Raw genomic sequence first — 19,325 nt, 5'->3', positions numbered from 1 at the left:
ACATGATGCGTTATGACAAAGCTTGGCTTGGAATTATGACGTCTTTTTTTAAGCCTGATAACGAGCTTCTGGCTATTTGGTTCGACATCAACATATGGCGATGTTTCCGTTAAACCACATGAACGCAAAGATGGGACGGGAAATGGCGAGACTCCCGTGGAAAACGGATGTGTCAAGACCCCGCAGGGCGTTTTTTGCCCGAGGAGGCTTGACCGTTCGTCCACAGGAAAGCGAGCTATTTCCCGGCCCATCTTTTCTCTAAATTAATACAACGGAAACATTTCTCTAATCCAGAATATCTCAATTCCAAGTCTTCAACATAATGGGGCGTATCTGTAATAAGTGAGAAGCAGCCTAAATCACATTTGAAACTTTCTGATGTTTTAATCGTATATACCTAACAAGACACAACATTCAAGGAGTAGCTCCCAATGAATATGTTTATCGAATATTTGTTGGATCTTGATCTAGTGAATGACCCCTTGCTGTATTCATTTTATGTCAGCATGTTCATGTCACTAGCTTTAAATAAGGTTTGGGCATCTTTTGTAAGTGATCCATCTGCTTGGCTTACAAATGAATGGGGCGTAAAAGAGCGTATATCATTTTCTATTACTCCTAATCAAACCAATGTAGGATCTACAAATCACATTATCAATTGGATTCCAAAAACAATTAAGAGGCAAGAAGGTTCACCTGATGAAGACTACCCCCTCATTATTCACACAATTACCATGTAAATGAATAATGAGGAGGAAATAATAAATGAAAAAAACATGGCAACTAATATTGCTTTTCTTAGTATCTACATTCTTATTGGCAGGTTGTTCTACACAATCTGGTGAAGGAGATGGGTTCTTTAACCAATTTTTTGTACAACCATTTTCGATAGCTATCCAAACATTAGCTGAATGGTTTAGTGGTAGCTATGGGGTGGCAATTATCGTGGTAACGTTGATAATACGCCTCATTCTTATGCCATTAATGCTTAATATGTATAAAAAACAACAGTTGATGAAAACAAAAATGACAGCTATCAAACCAGAAATGGATGATGTACAGAATAGGTTGAAAGAAGCCACTTCCCAGGAAGATAAGCAACAAATACAAAACGAAATGATGGAGCTCTACCAAAAGCATGGAGTTAATCCACTTAACATGGGTTGCCTCCCACTGTTGCTACAAATGCCTATATTAATGGGATTCTATTATGCGATAAGGAGTTCAGAAGAAATTGCTACGCACACCTTCATGTGGTTCGACTTAGGTCAACCTGATATAAGCATGGCCATTATCGCGGGAATTTTATATTTTATCCAATATAAAGTATCTCTTATAGGTGTACCAGATGAGCAGAAGAAACAAATGAAGATAATGGGACTATTATCTCCAGTTATGATTTTAGTGATTTCCTTAACGGCACCAGCTGCATTACCGCTGTATTGGGCAGTAGGAGGAGCCTTTCTAATCCTGCAAACGTGGATAGGAAGAAAACTATATTCACAGAGTGAAGAAGAAGCTTCCTGATTGAATAATTGATGTATTACAGTCATAACTTAAAACGAAGAGACAAATGCTCTAAGATCATGAAGTGGTCTTAGAGTATTTTTCGTTTCAAGACAGTGTAACTATTACTAAAGCGATAGGTGTCATCTAACATACAAGAATATGATATATATAACAAAGCACATTTACAGAATAAATTATCAGAATTTTTAATCAAAATGACAATCTCTGCATAGTATAAGAGTAAACACTATGAAGGAGGGGTAAGGATGAGTCGTTCTAAAAGCTTTGTGATTTCTGAAGAAAACTGGTCCCTCCATAGAAAGGGTTACGATGACCAACAACGCCACCAGGAAAAAGTACAAGATGCAATTAAAAACCAACTTCCGGACTTGATTTCTGAAGAAAACATTATTATGTCGAATGGTAAAGATGTCGTGAAAATTCCGATTCGTTCGTTGGATGAATATAAGATTAGATATAACTATGATAAAAACAAACATGTAGGCCAAGGGAAAGGTGATAGTCAAGTAGGAGATGTTATTGCAAAAGATGGTTCTCCTAAAAAAGCAGCAGGTAAAGGTGATAAAGCAGGTGATCAACCAGGTGATGACTATTATGAAGCAGAAGTATCACTAGCTGAATTAGAAGAAGTTCTATTTACCCAACTTGAGCTCCCTAATCTACAAGAAAAAGAAAAAGACAATATCGTTACAACAGATGTAGAGTTTAACGATATTCGAAAAACAGGATTACAAGGAAACATTGACAAAAAACGAACGATGCTAGAAGCATTTAAGCGGAATGCGATGTCAGGTGAGTCTACGTTTAATCCTATTTATCCTGAAGATGTTCGTTACAAAACATGGAATGATGTTGTTAAGCCTGAATCGAAGGCTGTGGTGTTGGCGATGATGGATACCTCCGGTTCTATGGGGGTATGGGAAAAGTATATGAGTCGTAGCTTTTTCTTTTGGATGACTAGATTCTTGAGAACGAAGTATGAAACAGTAGATATTGAGTTTATTGCACATCATACAGAGGCCAAGGTTGTTTCAGAGGATGATTTCTTCTCAAAAGGCGAAAGTGGAGGAACTATTTGTTCATCCGCTTATAAAAAAGCATTAGATTTAATTGAAGAAAAATATCATCCTGATCGATATAACATTTATCCATTCCATTTTTCAGATGGGGACAATTTAACTTCGGATAACAAACGTTGCTTAAAATATGTGAATGATTTGATGGATCTATCCAGTATGTTTGGGTATGGTGAAGTAAATCAGTATAACAGACACAGTACCTTGATGTCTTCCTATAAAAAAATCGAAGACCCACGTTTCAAACATTTTGTGCTTAGAAGAAAAGCAGATGTTTTCTACGCCATGAAGCATTTCTTTCAACAAAATGAAGAAGCGGTAGTAGCAAAGTAATACAATTCGTTAAGGCCTTCTCATTATATGAGAAGGCCTTGTTTTGTGTGTGAGAAAATAACTAGAAAAATAAGGAAATATAAGTATGAAATTTTACACAAATTTTAACGAAAATTGTAGAAAAGTAATATTTTTGTAAAGAAATTATTGACTAGTAGTTAAATATTAGGATACTATATAGTAGAAATATCAGAAAATTACCAAATTTGCTAAAAATACTAATTTTTCAGAGGTGTACATATGAGTCATTTTCAACAATCGCAAGGGAAAGCACCTTTGCTTGAAGTGAAGAATCTGGAAACAGCTTTTGGGATTGATGGAAAGGATTATAACGCAGTTGATCAAGTAACGTTTCATGTGGAACCTGGTAAAGTGATTGGGGTTGTAGGTGAATCAGGTTGTGGTAAGAGTGTTATGTCTTTATCGATAATGGGATTGCTTCCTAAGGGAATTGGTAAGGTAAATGCAGGGGAAATCAAATTTAACGGTCGTAACCTAGAGAACTTAAATGATAACGAGATGAATAAAATACGTGGGAAAGATATAGCAATGATCTTTCAGGAGCCTATGACGTCATTAAACCCAGTCTTCACCATAGGTTACCAGTTAGAAGAAGTGCTACATAATCATTTTAAGATTTCAAAAAAAGAAGCTAGACAAAAAGTAGTTCAACTTTTAACTGCAGTAGGTATTTCGAGACCTGAGAAAATTGTACATGAATATCCGCATCAACTGTCTGGTGGAATGAGGCAAAGAGTTATGATTGCTATGGCTATAGCTTGTCAGCCGCAGCTTCTTATAGCAGATGAGCCAACTACAGCACTTGATGTAACTGTTCAAGCGCAAATATTAGAGCTTTTAAAGGATATCCAACGCAAAAATGATATGTCCATCATTCTTATTACGCATGACTTAGGCGTTGTTTCGGAATCATGTGATGAAGTTATCGTTATGTATGCCGGAAGAATTGTAGAAAAAACGGACGTTAGAAGATTGTTCCAGGAGCCTAAGCATCCATATACAGAATTGCTAATGGGGTCCATCCCAAGAATGGATGTAGATACAGATCAGTTAGCTACAATTGATGGAATGGTACCTTCGCTAAAAAATATGCCACAGGTTGGATGTCGGTTCGCCAATCGTTGTCCAAAGGCAATGCAGGAATGTACAGAGGTTACACCTCAACTTAAAGAAAATGAGTACGGGCATGAAGTGGCCTGTCTTCTTTACGAATCAAGTCGACCAGCAAGAGAGGTGTCACAATGAGTATTACCCAAATGAAAGACTTTCAAACTCATAATCTATTAGAAGTTGAAAATTTGCAGATGCATTTTCCGGTAAAGGGTGGATTCTTCCGAAGAACTATTGGTGCTGTTAAAGCTGTAGATGGTGTCTCTTTTACTATTCGAAAAGGGGAAACACTTGGACTAGTAGGAGAATCCGGTTGTGGGAAATCTACAACAGGGCGATCTATTCTACGATTGTTAACGCCTACAGGTGGTAAGGTTATTTTTGAGAATGAGGATATTACGAATGTAAATGGAAAGCGGCTAAGAGATATTCGCCAAGATATTCAAATGGTATTTCAGGATCCATACGCTTCCTTGAACCCGATGCAGATGGTTGGGGATATCGTTAGTGAGCCTATCCATAATTATTATAAAAACAAAAACAAAGAAGAGTTAAAGACTGAAGTTATGGACCTCCTAACTCGAGTAGGACTTCCTGAAGAAGCTTATTACAAATATGCTCACGAATTTTCAGGAGGGCAACGTCAACGGATTGGGATTGCAAGAGCTTTAGCACTTAAGCCTAAATTGATTATTGCAGATGAACCTGTATCTGCTCTTGATGTATCCGTTCAGTCACAGGTGCTTAACCTATTGAATGAGCTTCAAGATGAATTCGATTTAACGTACTTGTTTATTGCACACGATTTAAGTGTGGTAAAGCATATGAGTGATCGTATTGGGGTGATGTACTTAGGTAATATTGTAGAAGTTGCTGACAAGCACTCCATTTACGATAACCCTATGCATCCTTATACCCAAGCCTTAATCTCAGCTGTTCCTGATGCTTCTAAAATGGGAGAGAAGCGAGAGCGAATCGTCTTACAAGGCGATGTACCAAGTCCTGAAAATCCACCTTCTGGGTGTCCATTTCATACAAGATGTCCAAAGGCTTTGGATAGATGCTCAAGCATCAAACCTACTTTAAAGGAGGTGAAACCGGGTCAGCACGTTGCATGTATTCTTTACGATTAATCATTATTTAAACAATTAACAGGGGGTTCACTCATGAAGAACAAAAGATTTTATTGGCTTTTATCCTTAGTGTTGATGCTTTCCTTATTCCTAGCTGCTTGTAATAGTGGAGATGATACGGATGCACAAACGGATGCTGAAGGGGATACAACGGAAGACACTAGTTCTGAAGAAGGTACAGAAACCGAAGAAGAAAGTGATACAGGAGAGCCTAAACAAGGCGGTACACTAACATATGCGATTGATGCTGAGCCTGAAGGTATTTTGAATGTCCATTATTATGGAACTGCTACAGATTTTGAAATTCTTCAGTTTATGGTTGATCCACTTTTCACATACGATGAAAACCTAGCTCCTGAGCCACATTTGGCTGATTGGGAAACGGAAGATAACAAGACGTACACATTTAAATTTGAAGAAGGCGTTAAGTGGCACAATGGTGATGAGCTAACGGTTAATGACTGGGTATTCGCTTTAGAAACATTAGCAGATCCAGATTATGAAGGTCCTCGTTACTCAAACGTTCAAACAATTGAAGGTGCTGAAGCATATAACAAAGGGGAAGCGGATAGCATCTCTGGTATTGAAGTAATTAATGATTATGAAGTAAAGGTTACATTTGATAAAGCTCGTGTTAACAACTTAATTAACGTCTGGAGTTATCCAATGAATGAAAATCGTTGGAAAGATGTTCCTGTATCCGAGATGCTAGGACATGAATTTACTCGTACAACTCCAATCGGTACTGGTCCATTCAAAATGGGTAAAGTTGTACCTGGTGAAACCTATGAGTTTATCGCTAATGAAGACTATTTTAAAGGTGCACCGAACTTAGACAAGATTATTGTTAAAGTTATTGATAACAAAGCTGTATCTGGCGCACTTCAAAACGGTGAAGTTGATATGGTTCCTGTACACCCAACTTTAGGTGAAGAAGTAGAAAAAATGGAAGACGTAGAACTTGTGACGTATCCAGGTCTTTCCTATTACTATGTTGGCTTTAAATTAGGCGTGTTTGATAATGAGAAAAAAGAAATTGTAGAAGAAAAAGAAAAGTATCAAGACAAAACATTACGTAAGGCGATGTACCACGCTATTAATCGCCAAGAGTGGATTGATGCATTCTTTAGTGGTTATGGTTCTCCAGTAGATGCACCTGTTCCATCAAATCACTGGATTGCAGCTGATGATAGTGACTTACAGCAGTATGAGTATGATCCTGAAAAAGCGAAGAGCCTTCTAGACGAAGCAGGATACAAAGACACAAATGGTGATGGTTTCCGTGAAGATCCAAATGGTGATGAGTTTGTTGTTAATTTCTCTCACTATGCTTCTACGAACCCAACATTTGAAGCACGTGCGAAAGCTCTAACACAGTACTGGAACGATATTGGTCTTCAAACAACTCTTGAGATGATTGAAGGTTCCCTGTACTATGACAAGATTGAAAAAGATAGTGACGATATTGAAGTATTCTACGGTGGTTGGAGTACTGGTACAGATCCAGACCCTACAGCTCTTTGGTCTTCAGACGCTCTTTGGAACTACACTCGTTGGAACAATGAGAAGAGTGATGAATTACTAGAGAAAGCACTTGATGTAGAAGTAGTAGGAACAGACAAAGAAAAACGTCAAGAAATTTATACAGAATGGCAGCAACTAGCAAATGAAGAGCTTCCAATGCTTTATATTGCCGAGTTACAAGAATTACAGGGCATTAACAAACGCGTTGGCGGTGTGGAATACGATGTTTCTGGAAGTAATCTACCAAACGAATGGTATATTAAAGAATAATAGGTTACTAGCTTGTAACAGATAAGGGGAATGTCCATGTTAAAGTACTCACTTCGACGAATTCTAGGCATGATCCCGATGTTATTCCTTATCTCAGTGGTTGTGTTTTTCCTGGCATTAGCTATGCCAGGAGATTCACTCACTGGTGAAATTGACCCGAATAATACTGATCCAGAATATATTGAACAAATGCGTGAAAAGTTAGGGTATAATGACCCAATTTACGTTCAGTATGGAAGGTGGATTTCAAATTTTGCACAGGGTGACTTCGGAACCTCAACTAAATATAAAATTCCTGTTGCTGATTTAATCGCTCAACGATTGCCTAACACATTATTTCTTGGCGTTACATCCTTAATCATTACATACATATTTGCCTTTGTAATGGGGATGTATGCAGGGCGAAAACCCTACACAAAACTAGATAACTTTATTGGTGGGTTCAACTACCTTATGTTAGCTATCCCCATCTACATTGCAGGTGTGTTCGCCATATACTTTTTCTCCTTCCACTTAGGTTGGTTTCCATTCTCTGGATCTGTCGATATTGCCACGAATGAGGGGACACTTGATTGGTGGTTATCTCGAATTTACCATGTAATTTTACCAGCACTAGTGCTTGGAGCGATGGGTACAGCAGCTTACACACAATTTTTGCGAAACGATATTATTGATAACAGTCAAAAGGATTATGTTCGTACAGCTAGAGCGAAGGGAACTCCAGAGTCGCGTATATATAATCACCATATTCTCCGGAACTCTGTCATTCCGTTGATTACATTTTTAGGCTTTGACATCGTAACACTGGTGAACGGTGCATTAATTACGGAGACAATTTTCACGTATCCTGGATTAGGACAACTATTTTTGTCTTCGATGACAACAAACGATTATCCAACGTTAATGACCTTAGCGTTAATGTTCTCTTTTCTTGTATTAATTGGAAACTTGATAGCGGATCTTCTATATGGTGTTGTAGATCCTCGTATCAGACTTGATTAGGAGGTGTGGCTATGGAAGTCGTACACAATAAAAATTCACAAACTGAAAACTCGACAACTAAGCCACAAAAGAGTATGTCTCCTTGGGCAATGGCCCGTCGTAAGTTTATGAAAAATAAACTCGCGATGATTAGCTTGTCTTATCTCATTGTCTTAGGGATTCTCTCTTTCTTGGCTCCCTATATCACAACTGCTGATATTTCTCGTGTGAACATTGGGGATATGTCACTAGCACCGTCCGCTGAGCATTGGTTTGGAACAGATACAAGTGGACGAGATGTATTTACGAGGCTGCTTTATGGTGGAAGAGTTTCCTTGTTGGTAGGAATCTCATGTACTGCCATCATCCTATTTATTGGAACGTTAATTGGCTCTGTTGCAGGGTACTTTGGCGGAGCGGTAGATAGTATGCTAATGCGTTTTACAGACTTTATTTTGAACTTTCCGTTTCTAGTATTTGTAATTGTATTAAATGCTATCTTATTCGGTATTGTCTCTGGGGTCTGGGTATTAATTGTAGTGCTTAGTATTCTTGGATGGGGAGGCGTAGCCCGTCTTGTAAGGAGTAAAATCCTATCTGAGAAAGAAAATGAATACATCCTTGCTTCTATTTCAATAGGGTGTAAACCTGGTAAAATCATTCTTAAGCACTTATTACCTAACGTACTTACCACAGTTATTGTACAAGCTACCATTTTATTTGCGACGATGATTGTAGCTGAATCAGGATTGAGCTACTTAGGATTCGGTGTACCACAAGAAGTACCGAGTTGGGGCAATATGTTAGCTGCTTCTCAGCAACCAGAAGTACTTCAGAACATGCCGTGGATCTGGGTGCCACCAGCTTTAGTGCTGATATTAACAATTCTTTCTATTAACTTTATTGGAGAAGGGATAAAAGAAGCATTAAATCCTAAATCATATCGATAAGAGAACCTACCATTTTGATGGTAGGTTTTTTTGTCAGCAGGAAATTATAAAATTCAACGCTTGTGTATAAGTAAAAAAGTGATGTGGCTACGTCCAAGTTCAGGGCCTTTTTTGGTTAATCATGGTAGGATGGAAGTAGAATTTTATAGGAGATAGGAGGTTGGAAGTTGAAAAGCAAGGTAATCGTTTTCTTAATCATCACTAGTATATTGAGTGTAGTTTTCGTCACAATGGCTTTTCAAAACAATACAAGAGGAAACCCTACTGTTCGTGACATCTTAGGAGATAATCAAGACGCCGATATTCTCAAATTAGATGGACTAGTTTATGGGAATGTGACAGATGTTGACTGGGTTCAGGATAGGGAGTATAAAAAGGGGGGAAAAATCGGAGAAGTGAGAAATAAAACGCAAAATTCATGGTGGTTTCGGGATCGCTATGCTACAAAACTACCTGAAGGGACAGCGTTGTATATGACTGGTGATGAGGAGTATCAAAAAGAAAAACCACCGACTTATGTACTTGTAGAATATAAAAATAAGGAACGAATTTATATAGCGTATATAGAGGGATGACCCTTATCTATTAAGATGTAGGGGTAAACCATTTTTTAATAGTATCAAGCAACGAGTTTTCCTTTTTTTGTTCTGGCTTCTCTTCATTGTGATCTTGTACAAAAATATCTTCTATATCTACAGCATAATCATACGTTAATACAGCACCTAGATCAGACTCTGCATCGTTGTTTGTTACCGCTGTATAGGGAATATTGTATTTTTCAGCTAATGCTTTTTCTTCTTTCATAAACCGTGATGCGACATGACCATTTAATAATAACGTTGTTTCAGGGTGATGTTGCATTGCTTGTTCTAGTTCTTGTAATCCTTTATCTCGCATGAGTTGTCCATTTGTCAAAGCAATAACCACACGCTCCCGTATCGTTCCTAAATACCGTTTTCGCTCCCCAGCTTTTATCTGTTTTTTTCCGTGAATTCCTTCTTGTAAAATATCATCTATTTCTTTATTTGCCATAGTATATTCCTCCTTTACTGTGTCCTTCTTTCCTAAATATATATGATTATATAATACTAAATCAACATATATGAAGGGGGTTCTAAATTAAGAGAGGTTAGGGAGAATGAAGAGGGATGTGGGTGTGTTTATTAACTCTTAATTAGCTTTTTTATTCACACTTATAAATAAATCCACCCATTAAATACCCTCTATACATTTAATACGAAACCTTTTAGAAACTTATTTTGCATAGGATTTAACAATTAAACAATATTGCTCACCCGTTGAACATATATATGCAGTATTAGGAGGGATATAGAGGTGATCGCCTTGTGAGCATAGATAGGAGTTACCGTTGATTTCTATTCGAATGGAACCTTCTACTAGATATAGGTGGAGGGCTAAATGTTTTTTTTCGAATGTCTGACTTGAATTAGGTGAATAACGATGAACTATTACAGAATCGGTTTTATCAGGTAATAAAGTTCGAATTGTTGTCTCTAATGTACTAGCAATTCCCTTAGTAATATAAGGCTCTTGCGATAAATGGGTATCTACATCTCTGGTTGCGTTTTCTTGATGTTCACCTGTAGAAGATAATGAACGGTACCATTGCATTGATGGTTGTGGAGTGTTTTGTTCTGGCGTTGTTTCAGGCTGAGGGTGGACAAATTGTTGAAGGGGAAGGTGAGGTTGAGTATTGGCATAATAATATTTGGGTTGGAATACCATTGTAAATGTAGGCTGACCTCGGTCTTGATGAGGTGTATTGTACTTCACATGCATCGTAACACCATTGAACGTAAACTCATCTAAATGGGGAAGTCTGTTCTGAGAAGTATCTTTCCATTCATTCAACTCATCTAATTCTTGAAGAATTTGTAGCACACCTCGAAAAATTTTATCATAAACCTCTATAGAATGTTGAATACGTCTTGGTTGAAAAAATGCAATAAATGAAGTGTTTTGGCCATACCTTTTATAATGGAGTACATACTTTTTTAATTGTTTAGCTAAATGTTCTAGGTCTTTCTTTTTGTAAGTAGATTCGACGAATGCGAAGCGGTATTGTCTTTGTTTAAACCCTTCCATTCCTAACAAGCATGGAAACGGATTTTGGTCAGAAAGCATATCTCTCGCGAAGTGTTCAAACACATCATACCCCCACGTAGGCATCTTTTTAGGTAGGTATGTTTCTGCCAAGTCTCTAATTTTTGTATCCATGTACACATTCCCCCATTATAATGGTCGACTATATATTATATTTATACAAAAAGGGAATTATGATTTATTAAGAAATTTTATTTGAATATAAACACAGAGATGGAGTAAGGGATGAATCAACCCTTACTCCATTTTTAATGGTTTATAACAAAACCACCAATCTAGGCATTCAATCTTACCTTGCTTTTGTAAATCCAAACGTTTCTGAATTTCTTCTACACTATTGGCTGGAGGGACAATCACATTACTGCCAATTAATGGGTTGTTTGGCCAGTTTTCAGGTAAAACAACATTAAAGAGATCAGATGTTTGTAATGCATGTACAGACCGCCAAATTTCTTGAACGTTTCTTCCTATCTCTTGAGGATAATATAAAACCATCCTTATGATACCTTTGTCATCAACGATAAATACGGCTCGTATCGTTCTGGTATTTTGCTCGGATGGTAGCATCCCAAGTTTCTTGGCTAAAGCACCAAGAGGATCAGCAATAATAGGAAAGGTTATGCTTACCCCGGTGTTTTCTTGGATCCATTCAATCCATTTTAAGTGTGCATATACTTGATCTATGGACAAACCAATAAGCTCTGTCCCCATATTATTAAAGTCTTCTTGGTATTGTTGAAAAGAAATAAATTCTGTTGTGCAAACAGGTGTGAAATCGCCAGGATGACTAAATAATACAAACCACTTACCTTCATAATCTTCAGGTAGACGCATAGGACCTTGTGTGGTCTGCACCTCAATATCTGGAAACATTTCTCCTATGGTTATTCCTTCATTCAAGTCCTTCACTTCACTCCTCCTTTTATCTCGTTCATCATTAGTAACTATATTCTTAGTCATACTAAATCATGAAATGGAATTAAGTTGTCGATAATGTAAAAAAAGAACCTTTTTCCTATGTTTATGAGTAATATTTTGTTTCGTTGGCAAACTACTCATGATAACGTATGAAGGAGCGATGAAGGATGAAGAAAGTGTTAGCTATTTCATTGCTTGTTGTAGGGTTATTTTTTGCGTTTATGCAGCCTAGTACAACAAGTGCACAACAATCAGATACCTATGTTGTTAAACGAGGAGATACATTATGGAAGATTTCACAAAAATATCAAATTGGTCTTTCTGAAATCATTAGTGCCAACCCCCAGTTTAACAATCCAGATTTGATTTATCCTGGAGACAAAGTTACTATCCCTTTAAAACAAAATATTAAATCCGTAGAGCAAGAGGTTATTCGCTTAACAAATGAAGAGAGAGCGAAATACGGATTACCAGCTTTAAAAGGAGATTGGCAGCTATCAAGAGTAGCTCGTTATAAATCCAGAGATATGCGGGATAATAATTATTTTGCTCATAACTCACCAACCTATGGATCTCCATTCCAAATGATGAAAAGCTTCAATATTTCTTATCGTAAAGCAGCAGAGAATATTGCAGCTGGTCAGACCTCACCTGAAGCAGTAGTAAAAGCATGGATGAATAGTTCTGGACACAGGAAAAATATCCTAGACAAAGATCTAACATACATTGGTGTGGGCTACGCAAAAGGTGGAAGTTACGGCCATTATTGGACGCAACAATTCATAACGAAATAATAGAATAAGCAGAGCTGAAGCTCCTTCCCATTTCCCAAAAGGCATAAGCTAACCATTGTATATAAGAATTTGCCATATAGTGGTTAAACCTATGGGGAGGGAGCTAGATATTTATAGTTTTTACTTTATGAAGAAGCCAGCCATGTAAAGCTGGCTTTTTACATATCGTTTACTTTCCATTAATATGGTTATGGAAAAAATTTTTTAGAATAGATAGTATGGGTGGAAAAGAGATGTACCAAGGATTTAAATAGGACGAACTATAAAAAAGGAAAAAATTTCATTTGCAAGACGTCTGACATCTTGGTACAATTTTTTCGGAAGGTTGAAATGAAAGCATTTTCATATCACCGAATGAACACTATTTTATATATTTTTAAGGGAGGCACGGAAGCCGTGGATATAATCTTTGGGTTACTTGCAATTATTTTAGTTCTTGGAATTGGTTTCTTAATGTCCAATGATCGAAAGAATATCAACTATACCGGAATTGGCGTTATGTTGGTATTCCAATTGATCACTACTTGGTTCGTGTTTAACACACCAATTGGACAGTGGATTATTGGTACTATCTCTGCTGGTTTTACGAATTTAATTAATTATGGTAAAGAAGGTGTCGCCTTCGTATTACCAAACGTTGCCAACGTGGGAGAAGATGGATCATCAGCGAGTGTTTTCTTCTTAGATGTTCTACTTATCATTATCTTCTTTGCAACGATTCTATCTGTTTTAACATATCTAAGAATTCTACCGCTTATTATTAAATATATTGGTATGTTTATTTCTTGGATTACCGGATTACCAAAGGTTGAATCATTTAACGCAGTTAACAGTATGTTCTTTGGTCAGTCAGAAGCACTTATAGCGATTAAATCTCAGTTCCACCATTTAAATGATAATCGTTTGTACATTGTAAGTGCCTCTGCAATGGGTTCTGTATCAGCATCTATTGTGGGAGCTTACCTAGGAATGCTTCCAGACGAGTTCGTCTTAGTTGCAATTCCTCTAAACATGTTCAGTGCTTTAATTCTTGGTTCTCTTATCGCTCCAGTAAAAGTGAAAAGAGAGGAAGACCGTGTAGACGTTAAAGATGTTTCAGGCGCGAAGAGTTTCTTCGAAGCTATGGGTAATGGTGCCTTAGATGGTGGTAAAATTGCTCTTATTGTAGCAGCAATGCTTATCGCCTTTATTGCATCTCTAGAACTAGTGAATGGTATAATTGCGTTCTTCTTTAATGGTGTTACACTACAAACCATCCTTGGTTATGTTCTTGCACCAATCGCATTTTTAATGGGTATCCCAAGCGGTGAACTAGTACAAGCTGGTAGCCTAATGGGTACGAAGGTCGTAACGAATGAATTCGTTGCAATGCTTGAACTACAATCCTTAATTAATGACGCAAGCTTATCAGATAAAACAGTAGGAATTGTTTCTGTATTCCTAACAAGCTTTGCGAACTTCTCCTCAATCGGAATTATTGCAGGTACAGTTCAAGGAATTGATCCAGATAAGGGTGCTAGCGTATCCAAATTTGGACTTAAGCTTCTAATCGGAGCAACACTAGGTTCTATTCTATCAGCTACTATTGCAGGATTATTCTTATAATAAACATCTAAACTGGGATGAGGTACAAACCTCATTCCAGTTTTTTTGTCGTCCTAGATCCAGTGCCCAGCGTCTAGCAAACTTCCTGCAACTCCATACGATAAGTCAACATCGAATCGCTAGCGCACTTCGCGTTTACTTTACCTCAAAAGACTTAGAGGAAGTTCGATTAAATGAGGTTCGATTAAGATCGCTGCATCGTGCAGCAACATCAACTGACCTTCATCCTGTAGGCCCACGTCACGTAGCAACAACGAACCAACCCATGTCGTGTAGTCCGAAGCATATACGTCGCAAACTTGCGCTTTTGTTTTATAAGAGATTTTTCATTCAGTAGCGGGTCTAATTTCTAAAAGGTTTATAATTGGATGATAAAGGAAATAGACCAACAGATAATAATAACATTAAAGGAGTGCGAATCATGTCCCAGCATTATGGTTTGTTTATAAATGGAAAATGGATTCAGACTCAAGAGCAAAACGAAGTGCTTAATAAATACAATGGCGATGTTTTTGCTACGGTATCAAAAGCTAGTGAGCAAGAGGTTGAGGATGCTATCAACCATGCTCAAGCTGCTTTCGAAAGTGAAGATTTCCCGCCATACCAACGATATAAAACATTACTTAAAGTTAGTGAACTGCTCCAAGCTCACAAAGAAGAATTAGCTCAAGTAATTACCAATGAAGCAGGGAAACCGATTAAGCAAGCTCGTACAGAAATTGACCGTGCTACACAAACATTTGAATTATCTGCTGAAGAAGCGAAGCGCATTACTGGTGAAGGTGTACCGGTAGAAGCAGCGCCAGGATCAGAAAATCGTATGGCTTTTACAATGCGAGTTCCAGTAGGGGTAGTGGGAGCAATTAGTCCGTTCAATTTTCCTGTGAACCTCGTTGCTCACAAAATAGCTCCTGCTATTGCAGCTGGTAATGCAGTTGTTTTAAAGCCAGCAAGTGCAACACCCGTTTCTTCTTTGAAGTTAGCTGAGTTGTTTGAAGAAGCTGGATTACCGGAAGGTTTCTTGAATGTGTTAGTGGGATCGGGTTCTACTGTAGGGAATCAAATGATGGAAGATGAACGTATTAATTATTATACATTCACTGGTAGTGCTGAAGTTGGACTGAAGCTTAAACAAAACACAGGATTGAACAAACTTACATTAGAGCTAGGTAATAATTCCCCTGTTATTGTTGACCGGAAAGCAGATGTGGATCAAGCAGCTACTACGTTAGCACAAAAGAGTTTTGCCTACGCAGGACAAGTGTGCATATCTGTACAACGTATCTATGTCCATGAAGATATACAGGAAGCCTTTCAAAAGAAATTTATCGAGGCTACAGAGGAATTGAAAGTAGGCGATCCTTTTGATGCCCAAACGGATGTAGGACCTATGATAGGGGAAAAAGAGGCAGAAGGAGCTGAAGAGTGGCTTCAAGAAGCAAAAGGTCAAGGTGCAGATGTTATTCATGGAGGAAAACGGAAAGGTGCAATTTTAGAACCAACGATTGTATCGAATGTAGATCATTCTATGAAAGTGGTATCAGAAGAAGTGTTTGCACCAATAGTAACGCTTATGTCTTTTTCAGACCTGGATCAATGTATAAAAGAAGTAAATAAATCTGACTATGGTTTGCAAGGTGGCATCTTCACAACGGATATAGATCGAGCTTTCAAAGCGGCGCGAAAAGTAGAAGTTGGAGGATTCATGATAAATGATGCTTCTCAATATCGTGTTGACTTAATGCCTTACGGTGGAGTGAAAAATAGTGGCTGGGGCAAAGAAGGGCCAAAATATACAATAAATGATATGACAGAAGAACGTTTGGTTGTTATGAATCTAAAACAATAGATATAGAAAGCAAAAAAGATCCTGACGTATTCCGTCAGGATCTTTTTAATATTTCGGAGTAATTTCTACATTATTTCCAAGGAAATAGTGTCTTGGAATATGGTTCGACAAACTTGCGGATTAATCTGTTGCTTCGTTTTTTAAACGAAGGTGCTGATGGGATTTTCTTTGCAAACTAACTAAACGTGTCAGTAGTGCAATTGCTCCAACGGCTAACCCCGTAATCAATCCTACCCAATAACCTGCTGGCCCCAAAAAGGTGAAGGTGGCAAATATATATCCACTAGGAAGTCCTATGACCCAATAAGAGATAAAAGCCATGAGAAGAGTAATGTTTACGTCTTTATACCCTCTTAAAGCACCTTGAATAGGGGCACCAAATGCATCCGATAACTGAAAGAAGATGGCGTAGAATAGAAAGTGTTTGGTCATATCAATCACTTCTGAATTAGAGCTATACAAGTTTGCAACAGGATCATCGAAAATATAAATAGCTGCTCCACAAATAATAGACATTATTACAGCAATGGATATGCCCAAATAACTATACTGTTTGGCATCTTCCATTCGCCTTGCCCCAACCTCAAAACCGACAGCAATCGTTAACGCCATAGATATGCTGAGTGGAATCATATATAAGAAAGATGCAAAATTTATGGCAGCCTGGTGCGCCGCAATTGTATAAGTACTATATGTGCTCATAAATAAAGTGACGGCAGCAAAGATACTTACCTCAAAGAAAATAGCAAATCCAATAGGAATCCCAATCTTGAGTTGTACCCACCATGCATGGAGTGAAGGGGGTTCAAAATGTTTATGAATTTCATATTGAGAGAAAGGACGCACTCTCGATAAGATAAGTAAAGAGATGAAAAGCGAAACCCAGTACGTTAGAGATGATGCTAGCCCAGCACCAACGCCACCTAATGCTGGCAGTCCCCATTTTCCAAATATGAGTACATAGTTAAAAAGGATGTTTACTGGTAACGAAATAAGTGTAATGAACATGGTGATTCTCGTTTGACCTAGTGCATCAAAAAAACAACGAATGGCATTATACATAAAGAGTGGAACAATCCCAGTACTCAACGCAACCAGGTAATGCTTTGCTATGTACCTCACCTCAGATTCTAGAGACATTGTCATCAAAATTGGATCTAACAAAAAATAACCAATGATACATACGATAATTGCTAAAACGATAGATAAATAGATACCTTGTCTTACAGCTGATGGAATATTTTCTTTTTTATCACCACCTACCAATTGTGCTACGATAGGAGATAGTGCTAGTAAAACACCATTAACGCCAGTGAAGATGGGGACCCATAAGCTCGAACCAATAGCAACACCTGCTAGATCGTTCGCTCCGGCTTTACCAGACATGACTGTGTCAAAAAAGTTCATGGCATACATACCTAATTGAGTAATTAAGATAGGGATGAGGATCTGTAAAAATAATTTACCTTTGTCTTGCAGCGTATCTGTTGGAAACATCAGCCTCTTCCTTTTCATATCAATTAAGGGGATTATAGCATATTTACTTAACTTTACATAAACAGCTGACCAAATAGAAGGGACGACATATATGACTTCAAAACGTATTTTATTTACAGGAGGCGGGACTGCAGGGCATGTCATCGTCAATTTAGCTTTAATTCCTGCCTTTCAAAAGGATGGGTGGGAGATCGATTATATTGGTTCAGAGAAAGGCATTGAGAAAAAGTTAATTAGTAATCTAGAAGGCGTAACATACCACTCTATAGCTACTGGAAAACTTAGAAGGTATTTCTCTAAAGAAAACTTTAAAGACCCATTTCGTGTCTTAAAAGGTACAGGGCAAGCTTATAATATTATTCGCAAGCGAAAGCCACAAGTTGTGTTCTCAAAAGGTGGATTTGTCTCGGTCCCTGTAGTCGCAGCAGCTAAACTGAACCGCGTACCAGCGGTTATTCATGAATCGGATTATACACCAGGATTAGCGAACAAATTGGCAATGCGTTTTGCTAAGAAAGTGTTAACAACATTCCCAGAGACCAACCAATACTTGCCTGAAAGTAAAGCAGAATGGATTGGAGCAGTAGTGCGAGATGAGTTGTTTCAGGGAAGTAGACAAAAAGGTCTTAGCATGACAAACTTCACGAAGAGTAAGCCAATCATTCTTGTAATGGGTGGTAGCTCAGGCTCTAAAAACATTAACAATGCCATACGGAATAACCTAAGTAAGTTACTTGAACAATTTCAAGTGGTTCACTTATGTGGGGAAGGAAATAAAGATGAATCATTAGAAAAGCCGGGCTATGTGCAATATGAGTATGTTAATGAAGAATTGAATGATTTGTTTGCCATTACCGATTATGTCGTTTCAAGAGCTGGCTCCAATTCCATATTTGAATTCCTAGCTCTAAAGAAGCCAATGCTACTCATCCCACTCTCCCGCCATGCAAGCCGAGGAGACCAAATTTTAAATGCAAATTCCTTTGTTAAACAAGGCTACGCAAGAATGGTGGAAGAAGAAGAGCTAGATAGTGAACGTTTGTTAGAGGAATTACAGCAATTACAACAGCAAAAAGATCAAATTCTATCAAATATGGAAAACTATAAGAGCGAACAAGCAAAAGATAAGATTATTAAGACGATTAAGGAAGCCTGAATTAGGCTTCCTTTCTTATTCTGTTATAGCCCCATTATGTTGAAGACTTGAGTTCGAGATATTCTGAAAAGTATTGGGGTCCGATACTTAAATAGTGGAGGGGGTTACGGTGGAACAACTCGCTTTCCTGCGGGCGAGCTGGTGAGCCTTCTCACTCGCTTCGCTCCCTCCGGGGTCTCACCAACCTCTTTCTCCCGCGGGAGTCTCGCAGTTCCCCCTTCACCCCTATCAGGGTAATGACTATCGGACCCCCGGTTAAATGTAGTCTCCTCGAAGCGACAAGCTTTATTTTCAGTGGAAATCTTCTTATGTTACCTCTTGGGAGTAATATGATTTTGCATATATGGTCCTGTATATGGAAGGGACTCTGATTTAGTACTAATAGTGAGTTTTCTGAATTACCATTTTGTTATGACTACATTGTGATACTAGAACTTATTAGTTTGGAGAGCAT

Annotated in this window: 17 protein-coding genes; 13 read left to right on the top strand and 4 right to left on the bottom strand. The window is 38.0% G+C overall.

Translation table 11 applies throughout. From position 1 onward, the window contains the following. The first annotated feature begins 431 nt into the window (after nucleotides 1–431). The 9 genes from N782_RS17315 (at nucleotide 432) to N782_RS20810 (ending at nucleotide 9,503) form a co-directional block, all read left to right on the top strand. Nucleotides 432–740 (top strand): hypothetical protein, encoded by a 309-nt coding sequence (locus tag N782_RS17315; protein WP_036823198.1) that lies wholly within the window; start codon nucleotides 432–434, stop codon nucleotides 738–740. A gap of 25 nt (nucleotides 741–765) precedes the next feature. After that, nucleotides 766–1,527 carry a membrane protein insertase YidC gene (yidC, locus tag N782_RS17310; RefSeq protein WP_036823195.1) on the top strand — a complete coding sequence of 254 codons (762 nt, stop codon included), beginning with the start codon at nucleotides 766–768 and terminating at the stop codon, nucleotides 1,525–1,527. Between the two features lie 248 nt (nucleotides 1,528–1,775). Then, a complete protein-coding gene (gene yhbH / locus N782_RS17305) occupies nucleotides 1,776–2,939 on the top strand; it encodes a sporulation protein YhbH (protein ID WP_036823192.1) in 1,164 nt (387 codons plus the stop codon). A gap of 240 nt (nucleotides 2,940–3,179) precedes the next feature. Beyond that, on the top strand, nucleotides 3,180–4,205 hold the full coding sequence (locus N782_RS17300; RefSeq protein WP_036823188.1) for an ABC transporter ATP-binding protein: 1,026 nt from the start codon (nucleotides 3,180–3,182) through the stop codon (nucleotides 4,203–4,205). After that, on the top strand, nucleotides 4,202–5,203 hold the full coding sequence (locus tag N782_RS17295; RefSeq protein WP_052111407.1) for an ABC transporter ATP-binding protein: 1,002 nt from the start codon (nucleotides 4,202–4,204) through the stop codon (nucleotides 5,201–5,203). The genes N782_RS17300 and N782_RS17295 overlap by 4 nt, the downstream gene beginning before the upstream one ends. Nucleotides 5,204–5,236: 33 nt before the next feature. Continuing rightward, on the top strand, nucleotides 5,237–6,997 hold the full coding sequence (gene opp4A / locus N782_RS17290) for an oligopeptide ABC transporter substrate-binding protein (RefSeq protein WP_036823186.1): 1,761 nt from the start codon (nucleotides 5,237–5,239) through the stop codon (nucleotides 6,995–6,997). Nucleotides 6,998–7,033: 36 nt separating this feature from the next. Further along, complete coding sequence (gene opp4B / locus N782_RS17285; RefSeq protein ID WP_036823183.1) at nucleotides 7,034–7,999, top strand: oligopeptide ABC transporter permease; 966 nt, start codon at nucleotides 7,034–7,036, stop codon at nucleotides 7,997–7,999. A gap of 11 nt (nucleotides 8,000–8,010) precedes the next feature. Further along, on the top strand, nucleotides 8,011–8,928 hold the full coding sequence (gene opp4C / locus N782_RS17280) for an oligopeptide ABC transporter permease (protein ID WP_036823180.1): 918 nt from the start codon (nucleotides 8,011–8,013) through the stop codon (nucleotides 8,926–8,928). A gap of 167 nt (nucleotides 8,929–9,095) precedes the next feature. Continuing rightward, nucleotides 9,096–9,503, top strand: coding sequence for a hypothetical protein (locus tag N782_RS20810; RefSeq protein WP_052111406.1), 408 nt, complete (start codon nucleotides 9,096–9,098; stop codon nucleotides 9,501–9,503). A gap of 10 nt (nucleotides 9,504–9,513) precedes the next feature. Here the strand turns inward: N782_RS20810 and N782_RS17270 are convergent, their stop codons facing one another. The 3 genes from N782_RS17270 to N782_RS17260 form a co-directional block, all read right to left on the bottom strand. Continuing rightward, a complete protein-coding gene (locus N782_RS17270) occupies nucleotides 9,514–9,960 on the bottom strand; it encodes a YueI family protein (protein WP_036823177.1) in 447 nt (148 codons plus the stop codon). Between the two features lie 222 nt (nucleotides 9,961–10,182). Beyond that, nucleotides 10,183–11,166 carry a YqcI/YcgG family protein gene (locus tag N782_RS17265; protein ID WP_036823175.1) on the bottom strand — a complete coding sequence of 328 codons (984 nt, stop codon included), beginning with the start codon at nucleotides 11,164–11,166 and terminating at the stop codon, nucleotides 10,183–10,185. A 123-nt stretch (nucleotides 11,167–11,289) separates the two neighbouring features. Continuing rightward, entirely contained in the window at nucleotides 11,290–11,961 is a 672-nt protein-coding gene (locus tag N782_RS17260; RefSeq protein ID WP_036823172.1) for a peroxiredoxin, read from the bottom strand. Nucleotides 11,962–12,137: 176 nt separating this feature from the next. Between N782_RS17260 and safA the strand changes: the two genes are divergently transcribed. The 3 genes from safA (at nucleotide 12,138) to N782_RS17245 (ending at nucleotide 16,218) form a co-directional block, all read left to right on the top strand. Beyond that, on the top strand, nucleotides 12,138–12,764 hold the full coding sequence (safA, locus tag N782_RS17255) for a SafA/ExsA family spore coat assembly protein (protein ID WP_036823169.1): 627 nt from the start codon (nucleotides 12,138–12,140) through the stop codon (nucleotides 12,762–12,764). A gap of 354 nt (nucleotides 12,765–13,118) precedes the next feature. After that, on the top strand, nucleotides 13,119–14,369 hold the full coding sequence (locus tag N782_RS17250; RefSeq protein ID WP_420805604.1) for a NupC/NupG family nucleoside CNT transporter: 1,251 nt from the start codon (nucleotides 13,119–13,121) through the stop codon (nucleotides 14,367–14,369). A 421-nt stretch (nucleotides 14,370–14,790) separates the two neighbouring features. Next, nucleotides 14,791–16,218, top strand: coding sequence for an aldehyde dehydrogenase family protein (locus tag N782_RS17245; protein WP_036823167.1), 1,428 nt, complete (start codon nucleotides 14,791–14,793; stop codon nucleotides 16,216–16,218). Nucleotides 16,219–16,338: 120 nt separating this feature from the next. Here the strand turns inward: N782_RS17245 and N782_RS17240 are convergent, their stop codons facing one another. Beyond that, a complete protein-coding gene (locus tag N782_RS17240; RefSeq protein WP_036823165.1) occupies nucleotides 16,339–17,715 on the bottom strand; it encodes an MATE family efflux transporter in 1,377 nt (458 codons plus the stop codon). Between the two features lie 91 nt (nucleotides 17,716–17,806). Between N782_RS17240 and N782_RS17235 the strand changes: the two genes are divergently transcribed. Beyond that, entirely contained in the window at nucleotides 17,807–18,871 is a 1,065-nt protein-coding gene (locus N782_RS17235; protein WP_036823162.1) for an undecaprenyldiphospho-muramoylpentapeptide beta-N-acetylglucosaminyltransferase, read from the top strand. Nucleotides 18,872–19,325 lie beyond the last annotated feature (454 nt).

The sequence above is a fragment of the Pontibacillus yanchengensis Y32 genome (assembly GCF_000770635.1).
In the GTDB taxonomy this organism is placed as follows: Bacteria; Bacillota; Bacilli; order Bacillales; family BH030062; genus Pontibacillus; species Pontibacillus yanchengensis.
This window is presented reverse-complemented; position numbering and strand designations above follow the sequence as displayed.